26 protein-coding genes are annotated in these 22635 nt (G+C 70.5%); 17 read left to right on the top strand and 9 right to left on the bottom strand.

What is annotated here, in order from left to right; translation table 11 throughout:
- Nucleotides 1-127: 127 nt before the first annotated feature.
- Together KTR66_RS18855 and KTR66_RS18850 are read right to left on the bottom strand one after the other, a co-directional pair.
- Nucleotides 128-1366, bottom strand: coding sequence for a flavin-dependent oxidoreductase (locus KTR66_RS18855; protein WP_213615276.1), 1239 nt, complete (start codon nt 1364-1366; stop codon nt 128-130).
- Nucleotides 1359-2642 (bottom strand): amidase, encoded by a 1284-nt coding sequence (locus tag KTR66_RS18850; RefSeq protein ID WP_213615274.1) that lies wholly within the window; start codon nt 2640-2642, stop codon nt 1359-1361. The genes KTR66_RS18855 and KTR66_RS18850 overlap by 8 nt, the downstream gene beginning before the upstream one ends.
- Nucleotides 2643-2788: 146 nt before the next feature.
- Between KTR66_RS18850 and KTR66_RS18845 the strand changes: the two genes are divergently transcribed.
- Nucleotides 2789-3178 carry a hypothetical protein gene (locus tag KTR66_RS18845; RefSeq protein WP_213615272.1) on the top strand — a complete coding sequence of 130 codons (390 nt, stop codon included), beginning with the start codon at nt 2789-2791 and terminating at the stop codon, nt 3176-3178.
- Nucleotides 3179-3185: 7 nt separating this feature from the next.
- On the opposite strand, the gene KTR66_RS18840 is transcribed toward KTR66_RS18845, so the two are convergent.
- Together KTR66_RS18840 and KTR66_RS18835 are read right to left on the bottom strand one after the other, a co-directional pair.
- Entirely contained in the window at nt 3186-3968 is a 783-nt protein-coding gene (locus KTR66_RS18840) for an SGNH/GDSL hydrolase family protein (protein WP_213615270.1), read from the bottom strand.
- A 2-nt stretch (nt 3969-3970) separates the two neighbouring features.
- Nucleotides 3971-5110: an OpgC family protein gene (locus tag KTR66_RS18835; RefSeq protein ID WP_213615268.1), complete on the bottom strand. Its 1140-nt coding sequence runs from the start codon at nt 5108-5110 to the stop codon at nt 3971-3973.
- Between the two features lie 85 nt (nt 5111-5195).
- Between KTR66_RS18835 and KTR66_RS18830 the strand changes: the two genes are divergently transcribed.
- The 5 genes from KTR66_RS18830 to KTR66_RS18810 are packed head-to-tail and all read left to right on the top strand — an operon-like array spanning nt 5196 to nt 9114.
- Nucleotides 5196-5942 (top strand): GDSL-type esterase/lipase family protein, encoded by a 747-nt coding sequence (locus tag KTR66_RS18830; protein ID WP_213615266.1) that lies wholly within the window; start codon nt 5196-5198, stop codon nt 5940-5942.
- A gap of 12 nt (nt 5943-5954) precedes the next feature.
- The gene (locus KTR66_RS18825; protein WP_371819169.1) at nt 5955-6428 is read left to right on the top strand and encodes a hypothetical protein; all 474 of its coding nucleotides are present in this window, start codon (nt 5955-5957) and stop codon (nt 6426-6428) included.
- 40 nt (nt 6429-6468) lie between these two features.
- Nucleotides 6469-6891, top strand: a complete 423-nt coding sequence (locus KTR66_RS18820; RefSeq protein ID WP_213615264.1) for a hypothetical protein — start codon at nt 6469-6471, stop codon at nt 6889-6891.
- Nucleotide 6892: 1 nt separating this feature from the next.
- On the top strand, nt 6893-8128 hold the full coding sequence (locus KTR66_RS18815) for an MFS transporter (protein ID WP_213615286.1): 1236 nt from the start codon (nt 6893-6895) through the stop codon (nt 8126-8128).
- 11 nt (nt 8129-8139) lie between these two features.
- On the top strand, nt 8140-9114 hold the full coding sequence (locus KTR66_RS18810; protein ID WP_213615262.1) for a Gfo/Idh/MocA family protein: 975 nt from the start codon (nt 8140-8142) through the stop codon (nt 9112-9114).
- Between the two features lie 7 nt (nt 9115-9121).
- Here the strand turns inward: KTR66_RS18810 and KTR66_RS18805 are convergent, their stop codons facing one another.
- Nucleotides 9122-9460 (bottom strand): hypothetical protein, encoded by a 339-nt coding sequence (locus tag KTR66_RS18805; RefSeq protein WP_213615260.1) that lies wholly within the window; start codon nt 9458-9460, stop codon nt 9122-9124.
- A gap of 145 nt (nt 9461-9605) precedes the next feature.
- On the opposite strand from KTR66_RS18805, the gene KTR66_RS18800 reads away from it, so the two are divergent.
- The 3 genes from KTR66_RS18800 (at nt 9606) to KTR66_RS18790 (ending at nt 11457) form a co-directional block, all read left to right on the top strand.
- Entirely contained in the window at nt 9606-9956 is a 351-nt protein-coding gene (locus tag KTR66_RS18800; RefSeq protein ID WP_213615258.1) for a RidA family protein, read from the top strand.
- A 360-nt stretch (nt 9957-10316) separates the two neighbouring features.
- Complete coding sequence (locus KTR66_RS18795) at nt 10317-11051, top strand: CHAP domain-containing protein (RefSeq protein ID WP_249732255.1); 735 nt, start codon at nt 10317-10319, stop codon at nt 11049-11051.
- Between the two features lie 85 nt (nt 11052-11136).
- A complete protein-coding gene (locus KTR66_RS18790; RefSeq protein ID WP_213615256.1) occupies nt 11137-11457 on the top strand; it encodes an antibiotic biosynthesis monooxygenase in 321 nt (106 codons plus the stop codon).
- Nucleotides 11458-11498: 41 nt separating this feature from the next.
- Here KTR66_RS18790 and KTR66_RS18785 read toward each other — a convergent pair whose 3' ends face one another.
- Both KTR66_RS18785 and KTR66_RS18780 read right to left on the bottom strand, forming a co-directional pair.
- Nucleotides 11499-12089 carry a cysteine dioxygenase gene (locus KTR66_RS18785; RefSeq protein ID WP_213615254.1) on the bottom strand — a complete coding sequence of 197 codons (591 nt, stop codon included), beginning with the start codon at nt 12087-12089 and terminating at the stop codon, nt 11499-11501.
- Nucleotides 12089-13252, bottom strand: coding sequence for an amidohydrolase (locus KTR66_RS18780; protein ID WP_213615252.1), 1164 nt, complete (start codon nt 13250-13252; stop codon nt 12089-12091). The genes KTR66_RS18785 and KTR66_RS18780 overlap by 1 nt, the downstream gene beginning before the upstream one ends.
- 163 nt (nt 13253-13415) lie before the next feature.
- Here KTR66_RS18780 and KTR66_RS18775 point away from each other — a divergent pair, with 163 nt between their 5' ends.
- A complete protein-coding gene (locus KTR66_RS18775; protein ID WP_213615250.1) occupies nt 13416-14291 on the top strand; it encodes a helix-turn-helix domain-containing protein in 876 nt (291 codons plus the stop codon).
- 84 nt (nt 14292-14375) lie between these two features.
- The gene (locus KTR66_RS18770; RefSeq protein ID WP_213615248.1) at nt 14376-14864 is read left to right on the top strand and encodes a hypothetical protein; all 489 of its coding nucleotides are present in this window, start codon (nt 14376-14378) and stop codon (nt 14862-14864) included.
- A 3-nt stretch (nt 14865-14867) separates the two neighbouring features.
- On the opposite strand, the gene KTR66_RS18765 is transcribed toward KTR66_RS18770, so the two are convergent.
- Together KTR66_RS18765 and KTR66_RS18760 are read right to left on the bottom strand one after the other, a co-directional pair.
- Entirely contained in the window at nt 14868-15755 is an 888-nt protein-coding gene (locus tag KTR66_RS18765; RefSeq protein WP_213615246.1) for a tyrosine recombinase, read from the bottom strand.
- A gap of 6 nt (nt 15756-15761) precedes the next feature.
- Nucleotides 15762-15908 (bottom strand): hypothetical protein, encoded by a 147-nt coding sequence (locus tag KTR66_RS18760; RefSeq protein ID WP_213615244.1) that lies wholly within the window; start codon nt 15906-15908, stop codon nt 15762-15764.
- A gap of 54 nt (nt 15909-15962) precedes the next feature.
- On the opposite strand from KTR66_RS18760, the gene aroB reads away from it, so the two are divergent.
- From aroB to KTR66_RS18730, 6 genes are all read left to right on the top strand, one after another.
- Nucleotides 15963-17651, top strand: a complete 1689-nt coding sequence (aroB, locus tag KTR66_RS18755; protein ID WP_371819167.1) for a 3-dehydroquinate synthase — start codon at nt 15963-15965, stop codon at nt 17649-17651.
- Nucleotides 17648-18667 carry an NADP-dependent oxidoreductase gene (locus KTR66_RS18750; RefSeq protein ID WP_213615242.1) on the top strand — a complete coding sequence of 340 codons (1020 nt, stop codon included), beginning with the start codon at nt 17648-17650 and terminating at the stop codon, nt 18665-18667. Before aroB ends, KTR66_RS18750 begins: the two co-directional genes overlap by 4 nt.
- A 75-nt stretch (nt 18668-18742) precedes the next feature.
- The gene (locus tag KTR66_RS18745) at nt 18743-19744 is read left to right on the top strand and encodes a TRAP transporter substrate-binding protein (RefSeq protein ID WP_213615240.1); all 1002 of its coding nucleotides are present in this window, start codon (nt 18743-18745) and stop codon (nt 19742-19744) included.
- An 87-nt stretch (nt 19745-19831) separates the two neighbouring features.
- Nucleotides 19832-20395, top strand: coding sequence for a TRAP transporter small permease (locus tag KTR66_RS18740; RefSeq protein ID WP_213615238.1), 564 nt, complete (start codon nt 19832-19834; stop codon nt 20393-20395).
- Entirely contained in the window at nt 20392-21657 is a 1266-nt protein-coding gene (locus KTR66_RS18735; protein WP_213615236.1) for a TRAP transporter large permease, read from the top strand. The genes KTR66_RS18740 and KTR66_RS18735 overlap by 4 nt, the downstream gene beginning before the upstream one ends.
- A 164-nt stretch (nt 21658-21821) precedes the next feature.
- Entirely contained in the window at nt 21822-22634 is an 813-nt protein-coding gene (locus tag KTR66_RS18730) for an ABC transporter substrate-binding protein (protein WP_213615234.1), read from the top strand.
- Nucleotide 22635 lies beyond the last annotated feature (1 nt).

The raw sequence follows: 22635 nt of genomic DNA, 5'->3' as shown, positions 1-22635 counted from the left end.
AGGTTCTTGCATCTCCGATAAGTATTTGATTTAATTTAACAATCGAAGATCCAAGAAACTGAGTTTCTTGGCGGGAGAGTACGAGAGGGCGGAGCCCTTTCGTCTTTTGGCCTTTTTCAGCAGCCTGCTAGCCCCGGATCACGCTCCAGCTTTCGCGCTCATTGAGCAGAGCGGGGTCGAAACCGGCCAGGCGCTTGTAGTTTGCGGCCGTGTCCACGAGTTCCTGGTGGCTGATCACCGCATGCAGGTCGGTGAAGCCGCCGGGAGCGCGGCGATGCACCTCCTCCAGGATCAGGTCGGGGCCGAGGGCGCGGTTGGCCAGCGTCAGCTTCGCGGTCGGCGGCAGGCGCGCGGCCTCGTAGCGCTTCAGGCCCTCGGCGATGTCACCCGCCTGCGCCAGGTGCAGCGCCAATTGCCGCGCATCGAGGATGGCCTGGGAGGCGCCATTGGAGCCGATCGGGTACATCGGGTGGGCGGCATCGCCCAGCAGCGTGACGCGGCCTTCACTCCAGCGCGTGAGCGGGTCCCGGTCCACCATCGGGTATTCCAGCACCTGCTCCGCGCCCCGGATCAGGCCGGGCACGTCGAGCCAGCCCCAGTTCCAGCTCTCGTAATGCGGCAGGAAGACGTTGCGGTCGGCGCCCCGGTTCCAATCCTCGCGGTTGAAACCCTTGGAGGGGTCCACCTTCATCTCCGCGATCCAGTTCGTCAGCATCCGGCCATCGGGCAGGCGCTGGATCGGGTAGACCACGAATTTCTGGTCGTGATGGCCGGCCTGGACCATGGTGGCGCCGGTCAGGAAGGGCGGTGCGACCGTGGTCGCCCGCCAGAGGATGGCGCCCTGCCAGGAGGGCGCGCCCTCGCCCGGCGCGAAATGCTTGCGGATCGCGGAATGGATGCCATCCGCACCGATCAGGGCCGCGCCCTTGGCTTCCGCGCCATTCTCGAAGCGGGCGGTCACGCCATCCGCATCCTGCGCGAAGCTGGCCACGCGATGGCCGGTGTGCAGCGGAATGCCGCGCAGGCGGCATTCCTCCACCAGCAGCATCTGCAGGAGGCCGCGATGGATGCTGTATTGCGGCCAGCGATAGCCGGCGGCGAGGCCGCGATCCTCGCGCCAGATCTCCTGGCCATGGGCGCTGACATAGCGCAGCTCGCGCGTCGCGATCCCGGTTTCGGCCAGCTTGTCCGCGAGACCGAGTTCGGTCAGCTCGCGCACCGCATGCGGCAGGACGTTGATGCCGACGCCGAGCGGCTTGTACTCGGCCACCGCCTCGAAGACGCGCGGCGTGAAGCCCGCCGCCTGCAGCGAGAGCGCGGTGACGAGGCCGCCAATGCCGCCACCCGCGACGAGAATCTCAACCATGGACGGCTCCATGCAGCCATTCGCCCCACATCAGGCAGGCGGCGTCTTCGCCACGGCGCGTCACGATCTGGGCACCCAGCGGCAGGCCCTTCGCGCCCTTGCCGACCGGCACCGTCACGCAGGGCGTGTGCAGCAGCGTCCAGAGCGTGTTGAACATGGGATCGCCGGTGTAGTCGGTGCCCGCCGGCGCCTCATCCGGGGCGGAGGGGGTCAGCACCGCGTCATAGCCCGCGATGGCGTCGTTGAAGGCGGCCTGGGCGGCGGCGAAGGCGGCGCGGCCCTCGGCCAGCTTGGCGCGCGGCTCGGCGAGGCCCCACTCCATCTTCTCGCGCAGGATGGGGCTGAGCTGGGCGCGGGCATGGTCCATCTCCCAGCCCAGCGCCTCGGCGGATTCCATGTTCATCACATGCGGGTGGAGCGCCACCGCATCGGTGAAGGGCGCGCCGAGCTCGATCAGCGTGACGGTGGCCCCCGCCTTGCGCGCGGCCTCGCTCACGCACTCCATCAGCCCCGCCGTCTCGGGCGTGCCGGCCTGGCCGGGGGCCAGCACCAAAGCGAGCTTCGGCGCGCGGCCGGGCTTCGTCACGCTGTGGTCGAAGCCGGTCATCGCCGTCATCCCCAGCGCGACATCGGCGATGCTGGCGCCCATCACGCCGATGGTGTCGAGGCTCTCGCTCATCACCTTCATGCCGGCGCGGTGGAAGGTGCCGTAGCTCGGCTTGAAGCCGACCGCGCCACAATAGGCGGCCGGGCGCACGATGGAGCCGGCCGTCTGCGTGCCGAAGGCCAGGTGCAGCACGCCGGCGCCCACACCCGCCGCCGAGCCGGAGGAGGAGCCGCCCGGCGTATGGCCCGGATTGTGCGGGTTGGTGGTGGGGCCCGGGAAGCGCGTGGCGAATTCCGTGGTGACGGTCTTGCCCGCGATGATGGCGCCCGCGCGGCGGGCCAGCGCCACGCAGGCGGCGTCGCTGCGCGGCCGGTGCCCGCCCCAGATGGGCGAGCCGTATTGCGAGGGCTGGTCGGCGGTGTCGAGCACGTCCTTCACGCCCATGAAGAGGCCCGCGAGAGGCAGCTTCGCCCCCGCGGCCAGCGCCGCATCCACCCGCGCGGCCTGCTTGCGCACCAGCGCCGGGTCGTGATGTGTGAAGGCGCGCAGCACGGGCTCGCGGGCCGCGATGCGGGCCAGCATGACCTCGGCGAGTTCGGTGGCGGAAAGGCGGCCGGCGGCGATCGCGGCGGCGGCCTCGGCGGCGGGGAGCGTGGCGGGATCGGTCATGGAGCGGACGCTAAAGCGGAATCCTGCGCCACGGAACCTCCCTCGCCCGCTGATCTTTGGTCGGGCCGATGGGGATCGGTGGCGGAACCGATTGGTACGGCACAAGCCCCGCGTGCATCATCGCGGCAGAAGAGGGAGCCCGCCCGATGCGCCACCTGACCCACCCCCTGATCGCCGCCGCCGCCCTGGCCGCCAGCTTCACGATGATGGCCCCCGGGCCGGCCGAGGCGCAGACGGTCGTCCGCGTCTGCGCGATCAACCAGTCGGCCCTCGTCATGCGGAGCCGTTTCGTCTATGCCGATTGGCAGGGAACCCGCCACACCAGCCGCTGGGTCACGAGCCTGCTCGCGGAGCGGAATTGCGCGACACTCCAAGATCTCCAGTCGCTGGCGATCGAGATGGAATTCCACAACGGCATCCGGTGGGAGCGCCCGGGTCACTGTTTCGGCGGCAGCGCCCCGATGGAACCGGGAATGAGCGGCAGCGTCGTCGTGACCGGCAACGCCTTCAACTTCCGGTGCCACCGGGAGCAGTAACGCCCCCTCACCGCGCCTCGGCCACCCCCTGCGCGATGAGTTCCACCAGCGCGCGGGCCAGGCAGTCATTCAGCCGGTCGGTCGCCGCCCCGCGATCCGCCCGCGCCGTGCGCTCGAGGTCGAGCGCGCCGGTGTCCACCCAGTGCTGCATCAGGTCGTAGCGGCGGAAGAGCGGTGCGCCGGCGGCGGCGGCCACGAGGCGCAGCTTGTCTCGATAGGGGTCGATATTCGCATTGGCGCGCAGGAAGCGGGAGTATTGCTGGTCGAGGATGATGATGTCCGCGCCCCGGCGGCGGATGCGCTCGAGGCCGAGGCGCATCGCCTCGCCCATGTCATCGGGGTCGAGGCCGCGCACCGCCTCCACCGTGCCGGCCTGCCAGAGCACGAGGGCGGGCGTCTCAGCGGCCAGGCTCTCGCGCAGCAGGGCCTGGTGGTCATGCACGGTGACACCCCGACCGCCGCGCAGCGCGATCTCGACCGAGCGGCCGGGGAAGCGCGCGGCAAGCAGCGTCTGCAGCCGGGCGGGCCAGGCGGCGTCGGGGCCCGAGGCGCCGGGGCCGGTGATGGAGCCCGAGCCCAGGATCAGCACGCGCAGATTGCCCTGCTGCAGGGCACGGGCCGTGGCTGGCAGCGGGCGGGCCGCACTCACCACCTCGGGCGGGATGTCGCAGAGCGCGGCGCGCGCCGTCCTGGGGGCGCCGATGGCGGCCACCAGGGCCATGGCGGCGAGGGCCAGGGCAGGAAGGGCCCGGTTGGGAAAGACGGGCGCGGCAAGGGCTGGGAAGGGCATGGTCAGGCGATCCCGGGGAGCGGCAAGGGGGGGGAAGTCGGGGCGGGGCTGGCGACAGGCTTGGGGCGCACCGTCTCGCGCGCCCAGTCGGCAATGACGGCCACGGTGACGAGGGCCGCGAAGCAGAAGAGGTTGACGGCGAGTTGCATCCCCCAGCCGTCATCCTGCTCCAGCAGCAGCCGCGCGGCGAAGGAGAGCAGGATGCCGAAGCAGAAGACAGGCAGGCTGTGCCGTCCCATGGCGGCGAAGGGCCAGATCCAGCGCGAGCGGAGAAAGCCCCAATCACGCGGGACATAGGCAGCGACGAGATAGGTCAGCGCCAGCATCGTGATCAGCCGCACCGGATGGAGCGAGGTCTTGTCGATGCCCACCAGGAAGTCGGAGAACCAGAGCGGCATCTCCTCCATCGTCTCGGGCAGGTGCTCGGAGACGATCATGCCGAGCACGCCGAGCCCAAGGACCAGCAGGGCCAGCGCCGCGATCCAGGGGCTTCGGGGCGGCAGGGGGATGGAGGGCGCGCCCCGCGCCGCCTGCCCCAGCAGGAAGCCGCAGACGAAGAGCACCTGCCAGGCCAGCGGGTTGAAGAACCAGCCGCCCTCCTGCCAGCGCGGCAGGTTGAAGCCCGCCGCCCGCACGCCGAGCCAGAGCGCCACGGAGAGCGTCAGCACCGCCCAGGGGTGGCCGCGCAGCAGCAGCCCCGGGATGAGCAGCGCGAGCAGCACGATGTAGAGCGGCAGGATGTCGAGGAAATGCGGCTGGAAGCGCAGCAGCAGCGCCTCCAGCAGCGTCCGGTAGGGTTGCTCGGCGAAGGGGTCGAGCGCCAGCTCGTCCAGGTAGGTGGCGCGGTCGAGCGTCGCGGCCGAGAACCCCACCTGCGCGGTGAAGACCACCAGCAGGAAGATGTGCGCGACATAGAGCTTGCCGATGCGGCGGACGAGGCTCGCCGCCGCCGGCGCCCAGCCCTGGCGGTCGGCCTGGCCGGCATAGGCGAAGGCGCCGGCATAGCCGGCCAGCAGCACGAAGGCCTCGGTCGCGTCGGCGAAGGCGAAGTTCTTGAGCGTGAAGCCGCCCACCCAATTGCCCGGCGTGTGGTTGATCACGATCATCCAGAGCGCGAGGCCCCGGCAGATGTCGGCACGCATGTCCCGCCCCGGCCGCGGGAGTGATGCGGTGCTGGGACTGCTGGTTTGCGTAGCCATGGGCGTCATGAGGCCCTATATGACGTGAATGCTGCGCCGCGTCCCCCCTTTCCTGCTGCTCAGCCTCCTCCTCGCCCCCGGCGCAGGAATGGCCGCCCCCGGCTGCCCCTCGGTCACCGAGCGGCTGGCCCCTCTGCTCGGCGTCCAGGCCGAGCTGGATGCGGGCGAGCCGCTGACCATCGTCGCGCTCGGCTCCTCCTCGACCGAGGGTGCGGGCGCCTCCTCGCGCGAGGCGGCCTATCCGAACCGGCTGGAGACGCTGCTGCGCGGCAAGCTGCCGGGCGTGGAGCTGAACGTCATCAACGCCGGCAAGTCGGGCGAAACCAGCCAGGAGATGCTGGCGCGCCTCGAAGCCGATGTTCTGGCGCATGACCCGGACCTCGTCATCTGGCAGGCCGGCGGCAATGAGGTGCTGCTGGGGCGCGACCCGGAGGGCTTCCTCGCGCTGATGCGCCAGGGGCTGCGCCGCCTGCGCCAGGCCGGCGTCGAGGTGGTGCTGATGGACAACCAGCAGGCGCCGCGCATCCTGGGCACGCCGGCCCATGCCCGCTTCGAGGCGGCGATGCGCGCACTCGCCGAGGAGGAGCGCGTGCCCCTCTTCGCCCGCTCGCGCCTCATGCGCCGCTGGCAGGAGGCGGGGCTGCCGCAGGGCGAGGTGATCGCGCCCGATGGCCTCCACCACAATGATCGCGGCTATGCCTGCCTCGCCGAGGCGCTGGCGGCCGCCCTGCTCCGCTCCGCCGGGCAGCGCGAGGCGCAGCTCGCCGCGAACTGATCGCCCCTGCCCGTGACCGTCACCACCACCGCCCTGCCCTCCGGCGCGTTGCGGCATGAGATCGGCGTCGCCGCCTCGGCCCTGCCGCCGGTGCGGCCCTCGGCCCTCGAATCCGCCTGGGAGGCGGCCCGCGCCTCGGCCGAGGCAGGGCTTTGGGGTCCGGCGCGACTGATCGCCTTCCAGGACGGCGTGGAGATCGCGTTGACCGACACGGATGCCGCCTGCTGGGCCGAGGCGATGGCACGGCGCGATGGGCTCGATTCCCTGGCGGGCCTCGCGCTCTGCCTGCGCCTCCTGGCGCTGGTGGAGGTGCTGGGGCGCGCCAAATGGCTGCGCGGCCTGTTTGCCATCACGGCCGAAGGGGCCGAATTCCACCCTGCCCTGCTCGCCGCCGCCGCCCGCGCGCCGCTCGACGCGACGGGGCGTTTCGAGGATGGCCCATTGCGTGCGATGCTGGGACGGAGCATTTCGCATGCTTCCGCCTGACGATCCTTCTGACGCCCACCCTGACGAAAGACGCCCCCGCATGTCGCGCGCCGCCTGGCTCCTGCCCGTCCTCTTCCTCGCCGCCTGCGGCCCCTCCGGCAACTTCCCGGGGAATTTCTCCGCCCCCACCCTGTCGCCGCCACGCCCGGGAGACCCGCGCACCAATGAGGCGGTCGCCCAGGCCTGCCGCGCCCAGGTGGCGCAGCAGCTGCAGCGGCAGGATCGCAGCATGCTGCTGCGCGAGGATGAGAGCAATTCGCGCCTCGGTGCGGGCTTCGGCGGCCAGCCCTCGACCAACCAGACCGATGTGCTGGCGCGGCAATACCTGTTCGAGCGGCGCATCAATGAGTGCATCCGCCTGAACACGCAGAACGACCCCTCGGTGCAGCCGGCCCCGGCCGCGACACCGGCCGCGACACCCGCGCCCACCCCGCCGCGCCGGGGCGCTCGGCCGAGCTCCTGAGCTGGGTCCTTTCGGCGCGCTCGGCCGCGCCCTGTCCCACCGCGATGCCCGGATCTTCTTCTCGGCCAGCCTGACCGCCTGGACCGGGCTCTGGATGCACCGCATCGCGGTGATGTGGCTGGCCTGGGAGCTGACGCGCTCCTCCTTCTGGGTCGGCATGGTGGCCTTCTGCGACCTGGCGCCCGCCGTCGTCTTCAGCCCCATCGCGGGCGCCGTGGCGGACCGCATGGACCGCGTAAAGCTGACCATGATCGCGCAGGGTGTCATCGGCGCGCAGGCGCTGGGCATCGCCATCCTGACCTGGACGGGCGTGATCTCCATCGGCTCGCTGCTGCTGTTCGAGGTGATCGGCGGGATCGCGGCGAGCTTCGCGCAGCCGGCCCGCCAGGCGCTGATGCCGGGGCTGGTGCCGCGCGCGGACCTGCCGGCGGCCGTCGCCTGCAATTCGCTCACCTACAATGTCGCGCGCTTCCTGGGGCCCGCCATCGCGGGCCCGATGGTGGCGATCTGGGGCGTGGTGCCGGCCATCCTCTGCAACGTGGCCGCCTATGTGCTCGCCACGGCGAGCCTTCCGCTGATGCGGGTGGACCCCGCGCATATCCAGGGCCACGCACCCGAGGCCTCGTTGCTGGCGGAAACCGTGGAGGGCGTGCGCTATGCCGCCAACCATCCGGGCATCGGGCCCATCCTGCTCTTTGCCGGCATCAGCGCCATCCTGCTGCGCGGCATCCAGGAGGTGCTGCCGCCCTATGTGGAGCGCCTGTTCGACCAGGGGGCGGCCGGGCTCGCGCTGCTGACCGCGGCGATCGGCGTGGGCGCGCTGGTGGCGGGGCTCTGGGTGGCCTCGCGCGGGCGGCTCCAGGGGACGACGCGGGTCGCGGTGGTCGCGATCGGCGTGCAGGCGCTTTGCGCCATGGGCTTCGTGGCGACGGGCTGGTTCGCCTTCGCGGTGCTCTGCGGCGTGCTCTACGGCGCCTGCGCCTCGATGCACGGCATTTCGGTGCAGACGCTCGCGCAATCGGCCGCCCTGACCAAGATGCGCGGGCGGACGCTCGCCCTCTGGGGCCTCATCACGCGCGCCTGCCCGGCCCTGGGCGCCCTGGTGCTGGGCACGGCGGGCGAAGCCTTCGGCATGCGGCTCCCCACGCTGATCGCGGCGGGGGCCGCGTTGCTGGTGACGGCCTGGGGCGTGACACGCATGCGTGCCTGGGCCAGACATCTCGAGAATCCCACATAGGACTGGTTTGGATGCTGAACACCGCGATCATCGGCATGGGCAATTGGGGCCGCACGCTGGTCAACTCCGTGCAGGGCAGGAACGGCGCGGGGCTGCGCTTCGTCGCCGGCACGACGGGCACGCTGGACAAGGCGCGCGACTACGCGGCCGAGAAGGGCATCCGCCTGCACGCGACCTATAAGGAAGTGCTGGCTGACCGCGAGGTGCAGGCGGTGGCGCTCGCCAGCCCGCACGGCATCCATGCCGAGCAGGTGATCGCCGCCGCCGCCGCGGGCAAGCACGTCTTCGTCGAGAAGCCCTTCACGCTCAGCAAGGCGAGTGCGGAGGCCGCCGTCGCCGCCTGCCAGAAGGCCGGCGTGGTGCTGGCGCTGGGCCATAACCGCCGCTTCCTGCCCGCCGTGGCGGAGATGAAGAAGCTCCTGGCCGAAGGGGCGCTCGGCACGCTACTGCACGTGGAAGGCCAGTTCAGCGGGCCGGGCGCCTTCGCCTACAAGGAGGGGATGTGGCGGGCCGACCGCGCCGAAAGCCCGCTGGGGGGCATGGGCGGCATGGGCATCCACATGGTGGACATGATCATCAACCTGGCCGGGCGCTTCCGCGACGTGCGCGTGCTGAGCCACGCCCGCGTCAGCACCACCATCGATGACACGACGGCGATGATGGCGACGCTGGAGAGCGGCGCGACCGTGACCTTCGCCACCCTGGCGCTGGCACCGCGCTACTGGCGCGTGGCGCTGTTCGGCACGGATGGCCTGGTCGAGCAGCGCGGGCATGAGCAGCTGTTTTTCCGCGCCCGTGACGGCAAGGAATGGACGCGCGACTTCCCCGTGACGGATATCGAGCATGCGGAACTGGAAGCCTTCGCGGCGGCGGTGGCAGGCGGCCCCGCCTATCCGCTGCCGCTGGACGAGGCGGTCCATGGCGTTTCGGTCTTCGAGACGATGATCTTCGCCGCCGCCTCGGGCAGCGCCTACGCGGTGGCCTGAAGACCGCTTACCGGCGCGCGCGGGGCGCGGGCTCCGGCGCGTCGCAATTCTCGCCGGCGAGCGTCAGCGTCACACTGCTGGAATGCGCCCCCTCCTGCGCCTCGGGCGGGGCGAGGACGAGCTGCACCCCCTGCCCCGCCACCGCCGGCATGACCTGCAGCACGACCTCCGCTCCGCAGGCGCGCAGGCCCTGACGTGCCGCCTGGGCACGGGTGGTGGCCATGGCGTCCACCGCCTGCGTCATGGCGTCGCTCAGTGTCAGGGTCGGCGTCGGCGGCATCAGCGTCGGCGCCGAGCAGGCCGAGAGAGCGAGGGCGGTGAGAATGGGGCCGGTCTTGCGTCGCATGCGGCGTCCTCCGAGAGCGTCGGCGTGACTCTGCGCCGCCCGTCCTTCCGCGGCAATGCGGGATTGCGTCCGCCGCCGCCTTCCGCCCTGCCGCCCCCTGCGTTAAGTCTTGGCGGCCTTCGCAACACCAGGAGCAACGCCCCAGATGAGCAAGATCACCCGCACCGGCAGCAACCAGATCCTCAGCAGCGCCGTCGAGTACCACAATTTCGTGTATCTGGCCGGTATCACCGCCGATGACCTGAGCCAGGACATCACGGGCCAGACCCGCCAGGTCGTCGCCAAGATCAACGCCCTGCTGGAGGCGAACGGCACGGACACGACGCGCCTGCTGCAGGCGCAGATCTGGCTGAAGGACATCCGTGACCGCGACGCGATGAACAAGGTCTGGGTGGAGTGGCTGGGCGATGCCGGCCGCCCGGCCCGCGCCTGCGTGCAGGCCAATATGGCCGATCCGCGCCACCTCGTGGAAATCATGATCACCGCCTGCAAGTAATTCCGGCGGGCGGGCATTCATTGCCCGGCAATACTTCGAGAAGCGCGCTGGCCTGGTCAGGCCGGCGCGCTTTTTCGTGTCAGGGGCCGTCGGACGTGACTGCGGCGCGGCAGGATGATGCTGCGAAGCTCCCGACATGACTTCCAGGCAAGCTGTGGCATTTCGGCCGCAACACTGTGGCAAAAAGCTCCGCCAATGGCATTTGCAGGAAGATCGTCCTGATTTTTGCGCTCAGACAGGGGGGCTGTGGACAAATCACGCCGGGTTACGCCGTGTGTCGCAATTCCGGGTTGCCGGGGCCGCCCTCGCCCGATACCCGAAACACAGCGAAACATTCCAACCGCCCAGGAGGGGTTCTGCATGCGTCTGAAGCTCGCGACCATGACCATGTGCCTGCTGCTTGGCACGGCGCCCTTCGCGCCCCAGGCCTCCGCCTCGCGCGGGGATGGACGGTCGGATGTGCGGGCTTCCGCATCGCAGCCCCGCCAGGCCTCGGCCCAGGCCAACCGCCAGGCCGGGACCCGGCAGAGCCGCGGCGGCTATGGCGGGGGCCTGACCTGCGTGCCCTATGCGCGCTCGGTCACCGGCATGGACATTTCCGGCAATGGGCGGGACTGGTGGCACAATGCCGCCGGCCGCTATGCCCGCGGCCAGCGCCCGCAGGTGGGCTCCGTGCTCGCCTGGCCGGGTTCGGGGGGCATGAGCTCCGGCCATGTCGCCGTCGTCTCCCGCGTGCTCAATGCGCGCCTGATCGAGATCGACCACGCCAATTGGGGCGGCCCGGGCATCCGCCGTGGCACCGTCATGCGCAATGTGCAGGTGATGGACGTCTCGTCCGACAATTCCTGGACCCGCGTGCGCGTCCAGGTGGGCTGGAGCAACGAGAATTTCGGCCGCGAGTATCCGACCTACGGCTTCATCCACAACCGCCCTGCCAATACGGCGCTGGCCGATGCGGCTGACGACATGATCCGCCCGGTCTCCTACACCCGGCGCAGCGCCGCGCCGCGCCATCGCGCCGCGAATACGCAGCAGCGCATGGCCAGCCGCCCGGCGCCCGCCACCCGCGTCGCCCAGGCCCGCCCGTCCCGCTGAAGCGGGGCCGCTGACCCAGGCTGCTGACGGGGGTCGCTGACGGGGGCGCGCGATTGGGGCATGCTGGTCCCTGCAGGAGGGTTCCATGTTCGTCGCCGCCAACCGCTTCCGAGTCATTCCCGAGCAGGCCGCCGCCTTCGAGGAGGTCTGGCTGACCCGCGAGAGCCGGCTGCATGAGCTGCCGGGCTTCGTGAGCTTCCAGCTGCTGCGCGGCCCACAGGCGGAGGATCACATCCTCTACACCTCCTCCACGCTCTGGGCCTCGCGCGGGGATTTCGAAGCCTGGACGCGCTCGGAGCAGTTCCGCCGGGCGCATTCGGGGGCGGGCAGCAGCCGGAACCTCACGCTGGGCCCGCCAAGCTTCGAGGGTTTCGATGTGATCCAACACATCAAGAACGACAAATAATCCGCTGATTCTACAGAAATTCTCAGAATCAGCCCGAACCCTCAGGCCATCTCCATCGAGCGGTCCCAGAGGTTCGGCACCACCGTGTTCGTGTAGCCCGAGACGAAGCGCTTCCTGGCACTCGTCTGCGGATCGAAGGTGTGGCGCTCGATCGCACCGATATTGCCGCCATAGACATGGATCGAGATGGAGGGGCGATCCGGGATGGCGTTCTCCACCCAGTGCACATCTTCCTCGCCCGAGCCCACGCCCACCACCTGGCCGGGGCTCAGATGGTCCACCTGCCCCTCGCGCATCGGCGCGCCCGGCTCGGGGTGCATGGTCACGCTGACCTCGGCGCCGCGCAGCATGCCGACCAGGCCCCAGACCTTGTGGTTGTGGATCGGCGTGCGCTGGCCGATGCCCCAGACGAAGCTGACCACGGAGAAGCGCTCCAGCGGGTCGCAATGCAGCAGGTATTGGCGGTAGGTAGGCCCCGGCTCGGCCAGCGCCTCGGGCAGCCAGTCATCCTGGGCGATGAGGTCGGCCAGCAGCGCCTGTCCCTCGGAGAGCCAGCGCTCCTCGGAGGGGTTCTGGTCGGCGAGGCGCGTCATCGCCTGGATGAAGCGGCGCAGGCGGGAAATGTCGGTCATCAATCCTCTCCGAGGGCACGCTTTGCAACGGCGGCGAGGTAGCTGGAGGCCACCGGCAGCACGTCATCGTTGAAGTCATAGGCGGGATGGTGCAGCTCGCGGCCCCCATCGGCCGGGCCATTGCCGATCCAGACGAAGGCACCGGGCACCTCGTTGAGGAACCAGGAGAAGTCCTCGCCGGTCATGGCGGGCGGCAGGTCGCGCCTGGCGGTGGTGACGCTGGCCGCCGCGGCGGCGGCCGTCTCGCGCTCGGCCGGGTGGTTCGCGGTGACGGGCACGCCGCGGCGGAACTCGACCGAGGCGGTGAGGCCGAAGGCGGCGGCGATCCCGTGCGCGATCTCGCGCATGCGGGTCTCGATGAGGTCGCCCACAGCCTCGTCCAGCCAGCGGGCGGTGCCGTGCAGCCGGGCGCGGCTCGAGATCTGGTTCCCGGCCGAGCCGGCTTCCGCGATGGTGACGGAGACGACCGCCGATTCGAGCGGGTCCACCCCACGCGCCACGATGGATTGCAGCGCCACGATGGCGTGGCCCGCGCCCAGCATCGGATCGCGCGTCATGTGCGGCAGGGCGGCGTGGCCGGCATGGCCCTCGAAAATGATCTCGAAGCGGGCGCCGGCAGCCATCACGGCCTTGTCATGGATGGCGATGTGCCCGGCCGCGAGCCCGGGCCAATTGTGCCAGCCGAAGATGCGGTCCATCGGGAAGCGCTGGAACAGGCCGTCGCGGATCATGTGGCGTGCGCCGCCGCCGCCCTCCTCCGCCGGCTGGAAGACCAGGCGCACCGTGCCGGACCAGGCCTGGTCCTCCAGCAGGAGGGCGGCGGCCCCCAGCAGGGCGGTGGTGTGGCCGTCATGCCCGCAGGCATGCATGACGCCAGGCTTGCGGCTGCGATGCGGCAGCGTCTCGTCCAGCTCCTGGATCGGCAGCGCATCCATGTCGGCCCGCAGGCCCACGCTGCGGTTGCCCCCGGCACCGCTCGCCGCCCGCCGCAGGGTGGCGACCACGCCATGCCCGCCGATGCCCGTCTCGATCTCGGTGACGCCAAGCTCCCTCAGCTTCTCGACCACGAAGGCGGCCGTCTCCCCCTCATCGAGGGTCAGGCCGGGATTGGCGTGCAGGTGCCGTCGCCAGAGGGTGAGCTTGGACTGGAGATCTGGGTTCATCCCGACAATCTAGCCAGAAAGCGGGATCGCGCGTAACTCCGGTGCCGTCACGTTTTTTGAGGCAATTCTTGACCGATGACGCTTGATCTCGTTTCCAAAGGTTGTATCTTTAAAGCCTTACCACCTTGCGGTTGCAGCTTGCTGAGCATCGGGGCAGAATCACATGAAATTCGCTGACATCGGTCAACAGCTCCGCGCCTACCGGATGGAGTCCGGCATGCGGGCCGAGGAGATCGCCGCCCGCCTCGGCGTCTCACGCGCCGCGCTCTATCGCTATGAGAAGGGCGAGGTCATCAAGCTTGAGACGATCCGCCGTCTCGCCGAACTGCTCAAGGTCTCGCCGCTTTCGCTGCTGGGCATCGGCATCGAATACTTCGCCCGGCCCGCCGCCTTCCAGGAGCGGCTGCGCGGCCTGGAAGAGCAGGCCGACCAGGTGCTGCTCGCGGGCGGCGCCTTCTGCTGGCAGATCACGGGCGAGGCGCTGGAAGGCGCCCTGGCCGAAGCCTGGACCCAGGCCGTGCCGGCCGGGCCGGATCGCACCGTGGCCATCTCGCTCATCGAACAGGCGCTGGGTGCGCTGACGGCGCGCAAGCGCCTCTACGTCCAGAAGCGCCCCTCCGTGATCGCCGTGCTGAGCGAATCGGCCATCACCACCTTCCTGACCGAGGGCGTGGCCGGCGGCCTGACCATCCCCGAGGCTTCGCGCTCCCGCGCGCGAGAGGCGGCGGCGATCGAGTGCGAGGCCATGGCCGTGATCATGGAGACGGTGCCGATCGGCCTGCAGCTCGGCCTCGCTACCGGGATCCAGCCGGCCGGCCCCTTCATGGTGCTGCGCGGGCGGGAGCGTGCCCATGTCGTCACCTCCCCCATCCCGGCCGATGCGCCGCCCAGCGCCGCCGCGGGCGTGGCCGGCATCACCGCGGCCGAGGAGGCCGTCTCCGTGCACCAGCGCGTGGCGGAGGCGATGTGGCGGGATTGCCGCAAGGGCGCCGAGGCCGCAGCCCGGCTGCGCCAGCTGGTGCGCGAGGCGCGTGGCTGAATGGCTTGAGAAAGGCGCCACGCACCGCTTAGGCTTCACCCCATGCGAGCGGATGGTCCGCTCGCCCCCGGGATGAAACCTGACATGCGCCTGCTCCCCCTCGCCCTCCTCGCGCCGCTGGCCCTTGCCGGCTGCGCCGCCGAAGGCCCCGCGCCCAACGCCGCGGTCCCCAGCGCGGTCCCTGCCCCCGTGCAGCCCAACAGCCGCATCACCTTCCCGACCGACGCCGAGATCGCCGCCGGCCGGCCCATCCGCATCCGCCCGGCCGCGAATTTCGGCGAATACGGCGTGATCCAGTCGCTGCCTGGGGCGGCCGCTTGTGGCGTGCTGCAGCAGGGCCGCGTGGCGCGCTCGCTGCCCGTCTCCTCGCCCTCGGGCGCGGTGACGCCCGCCTTCAGCATCGGCGGCCCCTGCCCGCGTACCGATGACAATCGTGGCCTGCCCTTCGTGCAGATCAGCCAGGCCTGGTACCTGGCCAATGGCTATTACCTGCGCGGACCGACGGATGAGTGCTTCCTGCCGCATGTCGGCTCGAACGCCGTCTGCGTGCCGCGGACGACGCGCCCGAGCTGAAGCTCAGCCCCGGGCCAGCGGGTGGTGTTCCTCGACCACCGCCCGCAGCCGCTCTTCCAGGACGCGGGTGTAGATCTGCGTGGTCGCGATGTCGGCATGGCCGAGCAGGGTCTGCAGGGCGCGCAAATCGGCGCCGCGGGCCAGCAGATGGGTCGCGAAGCTGTGCCGCAACACGTGCGGGCTGACCTTTGCCGGATCGAGCCCGCCGGCGATGGCCGCCTGCTTCAGCAGCAGCCCCACCCCCTGACGCGTCAGGTGCCCATTGGCCCCGCGTGAGGGCAGCAGCCATTTGCGGGCCGAAAGCCGGCCCTTGCCGCGCGGCACGAGGCCGGCCTGGGCCGCCATCGCCGCCTCCCGCGCGCGGCGGGAGATGGGGACCAGCCGCTCCTTCCGCCCCTTGCCCATGACGGTCACCAGCGGCTCCTCCTCCCGCATCAGGCCGGCGGGGAGTGTCACCAGCTCGGTCACGCGCAGGCCAGAGGCGTAAAGCAGCTCGATCGCCGCCGTCGCCACCGGCGCCTGGGCGGCGGGCAGCCTGGACGCCCCCTCGATGAGCTGCTGCACCTCGGCCTCGCTCAGCGCCTTGGGCAGGGGTGCGGGGGCCTTGGGCGCGTCCAGCAATTCGGTCGGGTCGTCGGGGCGCAGGCCCTCGCGCGCCAGGAAGCGGTAGAATTGCCGGAGCGAGGAGAGGCGCCGCGCCTGGGTCCGGGCCGAATAGATGGACTGGCTGCCCAGCCAGCCGCGCAGATCCTCGGGCGTGGCCTGGACCGGATCGCCCTCCAGGTGCGACAGCGCGCTCTCCAGGTCGGCGCGATAGGCCTCTATCGTGTTGCGGGCCGCGCCGCGCTCGGCGGCCATCATCTCCAGGAAGGCCTCGAGATGACGATTCACGCCGCCTCAGCGCACCTGGAAGCGGTCATTGGGCAGCACGCGCTCCACCGGGGCGGTGGTGACCGCGGGCGGGAAGGCGCCCAGCGCCAGCAGGCCCAGCGCGCCGGCGCAGAGCAGCAGGAGGAACAGGGTCAGCACCGGGCGGCGAAACATGAGATCTGGGGCGTCCCCTCGCAGGCATCAGGGATTGTGCTAGCGTCGCGCCCAGTGTCACGCAACCTCGCCCAGCCCGATTCCGGCCCAGCCTCCGTGGTCCGCCATGCGCAGAACAGCATCGTGCTGGTCGGCATGCCGGGGGCCGGCAAATCCTCCATCGGCCGCCGCCTCGCCGCGCGCTTCGGCCTGCCCTTCCGCGACGCCGACACCGAGATCGAGCAGGCGGCCGGCATTCCGATCTCGGAGATCTTCGCCCGCTATGGCGAGGCGCATTTCCGCGAGGGCGAGCGGCGCGTGATCTCCCGCCTGCTGAACTCCGGCGAGCCCATCGTGCTGGCGACCGGCGGCGGCGCCTATGTGGACCCGCGCTCCCGCGCCGCGATCCGCGAGGCGGGGGCCACGGCGCTCTGGCTGAAGTGCCGCCTTTCCACCCTGCTGCGCCGCGTCGCCGGGCGCGACCACCGGCCCATGTTCGTGGGCCAGGACCCGCGCGAGGTGCTGGAGCGCCTGATGGCCGCCCGCCACCCCGCCTATGCCGAGGCTGATGTGACCCTGCTCTGCACCGACGAACACCCCGATGTGACGACGCGCCGCGTGGCCGAGGCGCTGGCCGCGCATCGCGCGCCCGAGCGGCTGCACGTGGCGCTCTCGCGCAACGCTTATGACATCGTGATCGGCGAGGGCGTGCTGCGGCGCGCCGGCGCCGAGATGGCCCAGCGCCTGGAGGGGCGGCGCGCCGTCATCGTCAGCGACCAGTCCGTGGCGCCGCTGCACCTGCCCACCCTGCGCGAATCTCTGGCCGATGCGGGCTTCACCGTGGCTGGTGAATTCCTCGTCCCCCCTGGCGAGGCCAGCAAATGCTTCGCGCAATTCGAACGGCTGGTGGATGGCATCCTCTCGGCCAAGGCGGACCGGCGCCTCGCCGTGATCGCGCTGGGCGGCGGCGTGGTGGGGGATCTGGCCGGCTTCGCCGCCGCCGCCGTGCTGCGCGGCCTGCCCTTCGTGCAATGCCCGACCACGCTGCTGGCCCAGGTGGACAGCTCGGTGGGCGGCAAGACCGGCATCAACACCGCGCACGGCAAGAACCTGGTGGGCGCTTTCCATCAGCCCAAGCTGGTGCTGGCCGATACGGCCACGCTGCGCACCCTGCCGCCGCGCGAATTGCGCGCGGGCTGGGCCGAAGTCGCCAAGCACGGGCTGCTGCAGGGCCCGCTCTGGGAGTGGTGCGAGGCCGAGGGCCCGCGCGCCATGCAGGGCGACCCCGAGGCACTGGCCCATGCCGTGCTGGAGAGCTGCAAGCTCAAATCCGCCGTCGTCGTGGATGACGAGTTCGAGATGAAGCCCGAGGGCGGGCGCGCGCTGCTCAATCTCGGCCACACCTTCGGCCATGCGCTGGAGGCCGAGTGCGGCTATGGCGGCGAATTGCTGCATGGCGAGGCCGTCGCCATCGGATTGGGCCTCGCCACCGAGCTTTCGGCGCGGATGGGCCTCTGCTCGCAGGAAATGCCGGGCCGCGTCCGCGAGCATCTGCGCGAGGTGGGGCTGCCCAACCGCATCGCCTCCCTGCCCCGCCGCTTCAGCGTGGAGCGCCTGATCGCGCGCATGCGCGCCGACAAGAAGGCGCGCGACGGCGCCATGCGCTTCGTGCTGCTGCGGGCACCGGGCGACGTGTTCACCGAGAGCGGCGTGACCGAGGCGATGGTCCGCGCGCTCCTCACCGAGGAAGGCTGCGAGCCATGAGCGAGTACAACCTCCAGGTCCTGCTGAAGCGCCGCCCGGTCGGCGAGCCGGTAGAAGCCGATTTCGAGATCATCGAGGGCCCGGTGCCGCTGCCCGGCCATGGCCAGGTGCTGGTGCGCAACCGCTTCCTCAGCCTCGATCCCTATATGCGCGGCCGGATGAGCGACGCGAAGAGCTACGCCAAGCCCGTCGAGATCGGCGCCGTGATGGAAGGGGCGACGGTGGGAGAGGTCGTCGTCTCCAATGACCCCGCCTTCGCGCCGGGCGATGCGGTGATGGGCGGCCAGGGCTGGCAGCGCTTCTGCGCCATGGATGGCACCAAGCTGCGCAAGGTCGATGTGAATGAGGTGCCGCTCTCGGCCAATCTTGGCGTGCTGGGCATGCCGGGGCTGACGGCCTGGGTGGGGCTTGAGGATATCGGCGAGCCCAAGCCGGGCGAGACGGTGGTGATCAGCGCGGCCTCGGGCGCGGTGGGCCAGGTGGCGGGGCAGATCGCGCGTGCGCGCGGCGCGCGCGTCATCGGCATCGCGGGCGGGGCGGCGAAATGCGACTTCGTGAAGAAGGAACTGGGCTTCGATGACTGCCTGGACCATCGCGGCGACCTGAACGCGCAGCTGGAGCGCGCCTGCCCCGATGGCATCGACGTCTATTGGGAGAATGTGGGTGGGCATGTGCAGGCCGCGGTCTTCCCGCGGCTGCGCGATTTCGCGCGCATGGTGATGTGCGGGATGATCGCGCAGTACAACATCGCCCCGGGCGCCGATGCCGCGGGCGCGCCCCCTGGCCCCAATCTCGGCCCCGTGGTGCGCAAGCGGCTGCGCATCCAGGGCTTCATCGTGAGCGACCATGGCTGGCAACGCTATCCGCAATTCCGCGCGGTGATGCTGGGGCTGATCCGCTCCGGACAGCTCAGCTGGCGCGAGGACATCGTGAATGGCCTGGAGGCCGCGCCGCGCGCCTTCATCGGCCTGCTCAAGGGCGAGAATTTCGGCAAGCTCGTCATCAAGGTGGAATGACTTCGCGGCTTCTTGCATTGCTGCCATGCATGACGCACACAGGCACGAGAGATTCCCATCGGACGGAGAGACATGATGACGCGTAACCTCACCCGCCGCGCCAGCCTCACCGCCCTCGGTGGCGGCGCGGCGACGCTCGCCCTGCCCGCCAATCATGCCCGCGCCCAGGCGCCGCGCGAGCTGCGCATGGGCCTGATCACCCCGCCGCCGCACACCTGGAACCAGCAGCTGACGGCCTGGGGCACGCGGCTGCGCGATGCCTCCAACGGGCGCTTCACGGTCACGCTCTTCCCCTCGGGCCAGCTCGGCAACGAGGCGGCGATGCTGCAGCAGCTGCAGACCGGCGCGCTCGACCTCAGCCTGCTGACCGTCTCCGAGATCAGCAACCGCGTGGATGCCTTCGGCGCGCTGCTCGCCCCCTTCATCGCCAAGGACATCGAGGAGGCGGTGCGCCTGCTGCGCCATCCCATCGCGCTCGGCCTGCTCAACGGCCTGCCGCAGGCGACGGGCTGCGTCGGCTTCCGCTACGGCATGGTCGGCATGCGCCAGCTCAGCACGCGCGACGTGACGAACACCCTGGCCGATCTGCGCGGCAAGAAGATCCGCATCACGCCGGCGGCACCCACGCGCGACTTCTTCAACCTGATCGGCATGGCGCCCACGCCCCTGCCCCTGCCGCAGATCTTCGAGGCGCTGTCCAACGGCCAGATCGACGGCGTGGACCTGGATTTCGAGAGCATCATCAACAACCGGTTCCAGGATCTCTGCCGGACGATGCTGCTGACCAACCACTTCATCTTCCCGGCCGTGGGCCTGATGTCCGCCCGCGTCTTCGGCACGCTGGCCCCGCCCGACCGCGAGCTGATCCGCGGCACGCTGACCGAGGCGCTGGATGCGCTCTGCAACTCCATGCCCGAGCGCGAGGCGCGCCAGGGGGCGCAGCTGCGCGCGAGCAACATGCAGATCCGCCCCACGGGCCCGGAATTCTTCGGCGATGCGGTGGCGCAGTTCGACCGCATGTGGGGGCCGAAGGCGCCGGCGCTGGCGCAGCTGCGCGCGGCGTTTCCGCGCGGCTGAGGTGGCCTCGATCGGTTGCGAGGGGGCTTTGCCCCCTCGCACTCCCCCAGCAAGAACCTCAGGTTCTTGCATCTCCGGGCAAGTCTGATGCGCAGGCTCAGCCGCGCAACCGCCGCCATCGAGAAGGGCGCGGTCATCGTCTGCATGGCGCTGGTGCTGGGCCTGGTGCTGCTCAACGTCGTCACGCGCAGCATCAACTACTCGCTGTTCTGGGTGGATGAGGCGGCGGTCTTCGCCATGGTCTGGGGCTGCTTCATCGGCGCCTCGCTGCTGGTGCACCAGCGCATGGACTTCGCCGTCACCCTGCTGACCGACCCCCTGCCCGACCGGCTGCGCCATGGCGCGCGCGTGCTGGTGGATGCGCTGGTGCTGGGTTTCGGCGCGCTGATGGTCGTGCTGTGCTGGTGGTGGTTCGACCTGCCCACGCTGGTGGCGCAGAACTGGAACCTGCAGGCCTTCTTCGAGGTGAACTACAACGGGATCTACATGGACCGGCCGACCACGGTGAACCTGCCCAAATGGCCCTTCTTCCTGGTCATGCCCTGGTTCGCACTCACCAGCACCATCCATGCCACGGCGAACCTGCTGGAGGACCTGGCCGCGCTGCGCTCAGGCGAGGCCTTCGCGGAACGGCAGGAGGCGGAGGTTTGATCACCGGCCTCGCCTTCGCGTTCCTGCTCTTCGTGGGTGCGCCCATCGGCATCGTGCTGGGGCTTTCGGCCGCGGCCTACATCTTCGCGAGCAACAACCAGGTGCTGCTCGGCTCCTACCCGATCCAGATGTTCGGGGGCGTCGAGAATTACGGGCTGCTTGCCATCCCGCTCTTTCTCATCCTGGGCGAGATCATGAACGGGGCGGGCATCACGACGCGCCTCATCGGTCTCGCCCGCGCCTTCGTGGGCACGGTGCGCGGCGGCCTCGCCTACATCAACATCATCGCCAATGCGCTGATGGCGAGCATCCTGGGCTCGGCCGCGGCGCAGATCGCGATCATGAGCCGCGTCATCGTCCCCGAGATGGACCGCGAGGGCTATGACCGGCGCTTCTCGGTCGCCACCACGGCGTCGGCCGGGCTGCTGGCGCCGATCATCCCGCCTTCCATGATGTTCGTGGTCTATGCGGTGCTGGCGCGCGTGGCGACGGGCGACATGTTCCTGGCCGGCATCATCCCCGGGCTGATGATGACGCTGGGCTTCTTCCTGGTGATCTTCGTCGTCGGCCTGCTGCGCCCCTTCCCCACGCCGCAGCCGCTCGGCTGGCGGGACCGCTTCCGCCTGCTGCGCGACGGCGCGCTCACGCTCGCCATCCCGCTCGTCATCATCGGCAGCATCACCACTGGCGTGGCGACCGCCACCGAGAGCGCAGCCGTGGCCTGCGTCGCGGCCTATCTGATCGGCCGCTTCGTGACGCGCGAATTCCACGACCGGGACCTGCCCGGCATGCTGCTGGCCGCCGGGCGGAATGCCGCCGTCGTGCTCTTCATGGTGGCGACGGCGGCCGTGTTCGGCTGGGTGCTGACCTTCGGCAAGGTGCCGCAGGACATCGCGGCCTGGATCCAGACCATCGCGACCGGCCCCGTCTCCTTCATGCTGCTGGTGAACGTCATCCTGCTCGTGATCGGGACCGTGATCGACGGCATCCCGGGCCTCATCATGGTGGTGCCCATCCTGCTGCCCATCGCGACCGACATCTACGGCATCGACCCCGTGCATTTCGGCGTGGTCGTCAGCATCAATCTGGTGCTCGGCCTCGTCTCGCCGCCGGTCGGCATCGCGCTCTTCATCGCGGCCGCCGTGACGAAGATGAAGCCGGGGCAGATCTTCCTCTGGACCATCCCCTACTGCGTCACGACGGCCGTGGTGCTGGTGCTGCTCAGCATCTTCCCGGCGCTGACGCTCTACCTGGTGCGCTGAGCACCGCCCCCCGGCCGGCCCGGCCGCTTCACGCTTGCGTTGCATCAAGGCGTGCGGCGCGCCAACCTTCCAGCATGCCGGCAGCAAGGCATCCGGTCCGGACCACGCGGCCCGGGCCAGGGCAAGAGAACCCGATCGTGAAGAGGGGCCAGGGCAGGACAGCGATGAGCAGGGGAGCCAAGACGCCACCCACCCGCCGCGGATTTCTGGCCGCCCCCTTCCTCCTGCCCGTCATCGCCCAGGCCCAGGGGGTGGATGATTCGCTCTCGGGCGTCGTCCGGCGCGGCGTGCTGCGGGTGAACATCGCCTTCTGGACCGCCAGCTTCGTCCGGCAGCCCGAGCCCGACCCACCGGGGCTGCGCGACAGCTTCCACGATGCGCTCGCCCGGCTCATCGCGCAGCAGCTCGGCGTGCGGGCGGAGCTGCTTCCGGCGCGCGAATCGGGCCAGGGCGCGAAGCGACTGATCGAGGGCCACGTGGACCTTGCGCTCGCGCCGCCGATCACGCGCGGGCTGCTGCGGCAGATCATGTTCTGCGCGCCGCATCTCCACCTCGACCTCGTGGTGCTGGTGCGCGGGGGCGAGCGGCCGGAGCGCGGGCGCCAAAGGCTGCAGGGCATGCGCCTCGGCGCGCTGACCGTCCTCGCCACGTCCCTGGCCGACCGCGGCACCCTCGCCAGCGTGATGCCGGTGCCGACCCCGTGGCTGCTGCTGCAGCATCTGCTGGAAGGCCAGCTCGACGGCGCCATCCTGACCAGCGTGAGCGCCGATTCGGCGCTGCGCCAGTTGCCGGAGCTCGGCCTGCGCGTGCAGCAGTCGCTGGCCACAGCGACCTTCGCCGGCGCGGTCGCCTATGGCGCGCATGACCTGCGGCGGGCGGTGAACCTCGCCATCGATCAGCTCCTGATGGATGGCCGCCTGGCCGCCCTGTTCCGCCGCGAGACCGGCCTGCCCTTCAACCCGCCCTATCCGGACTGAC

This window comes from Roseococcus sp. SDR (genome assembly GCF_019083995.1).
Lineage (GTDB): Bacteria > Pseudomonadota > Alphaproteobacteria > Acetobacterales > Acetobacteraceae > Roseococcus.
The sequence above is the reverse complement of the archived record's forward strand: the minus strand, read 5'-3'. Positions and strand labels throughout refer to the sequence as shown.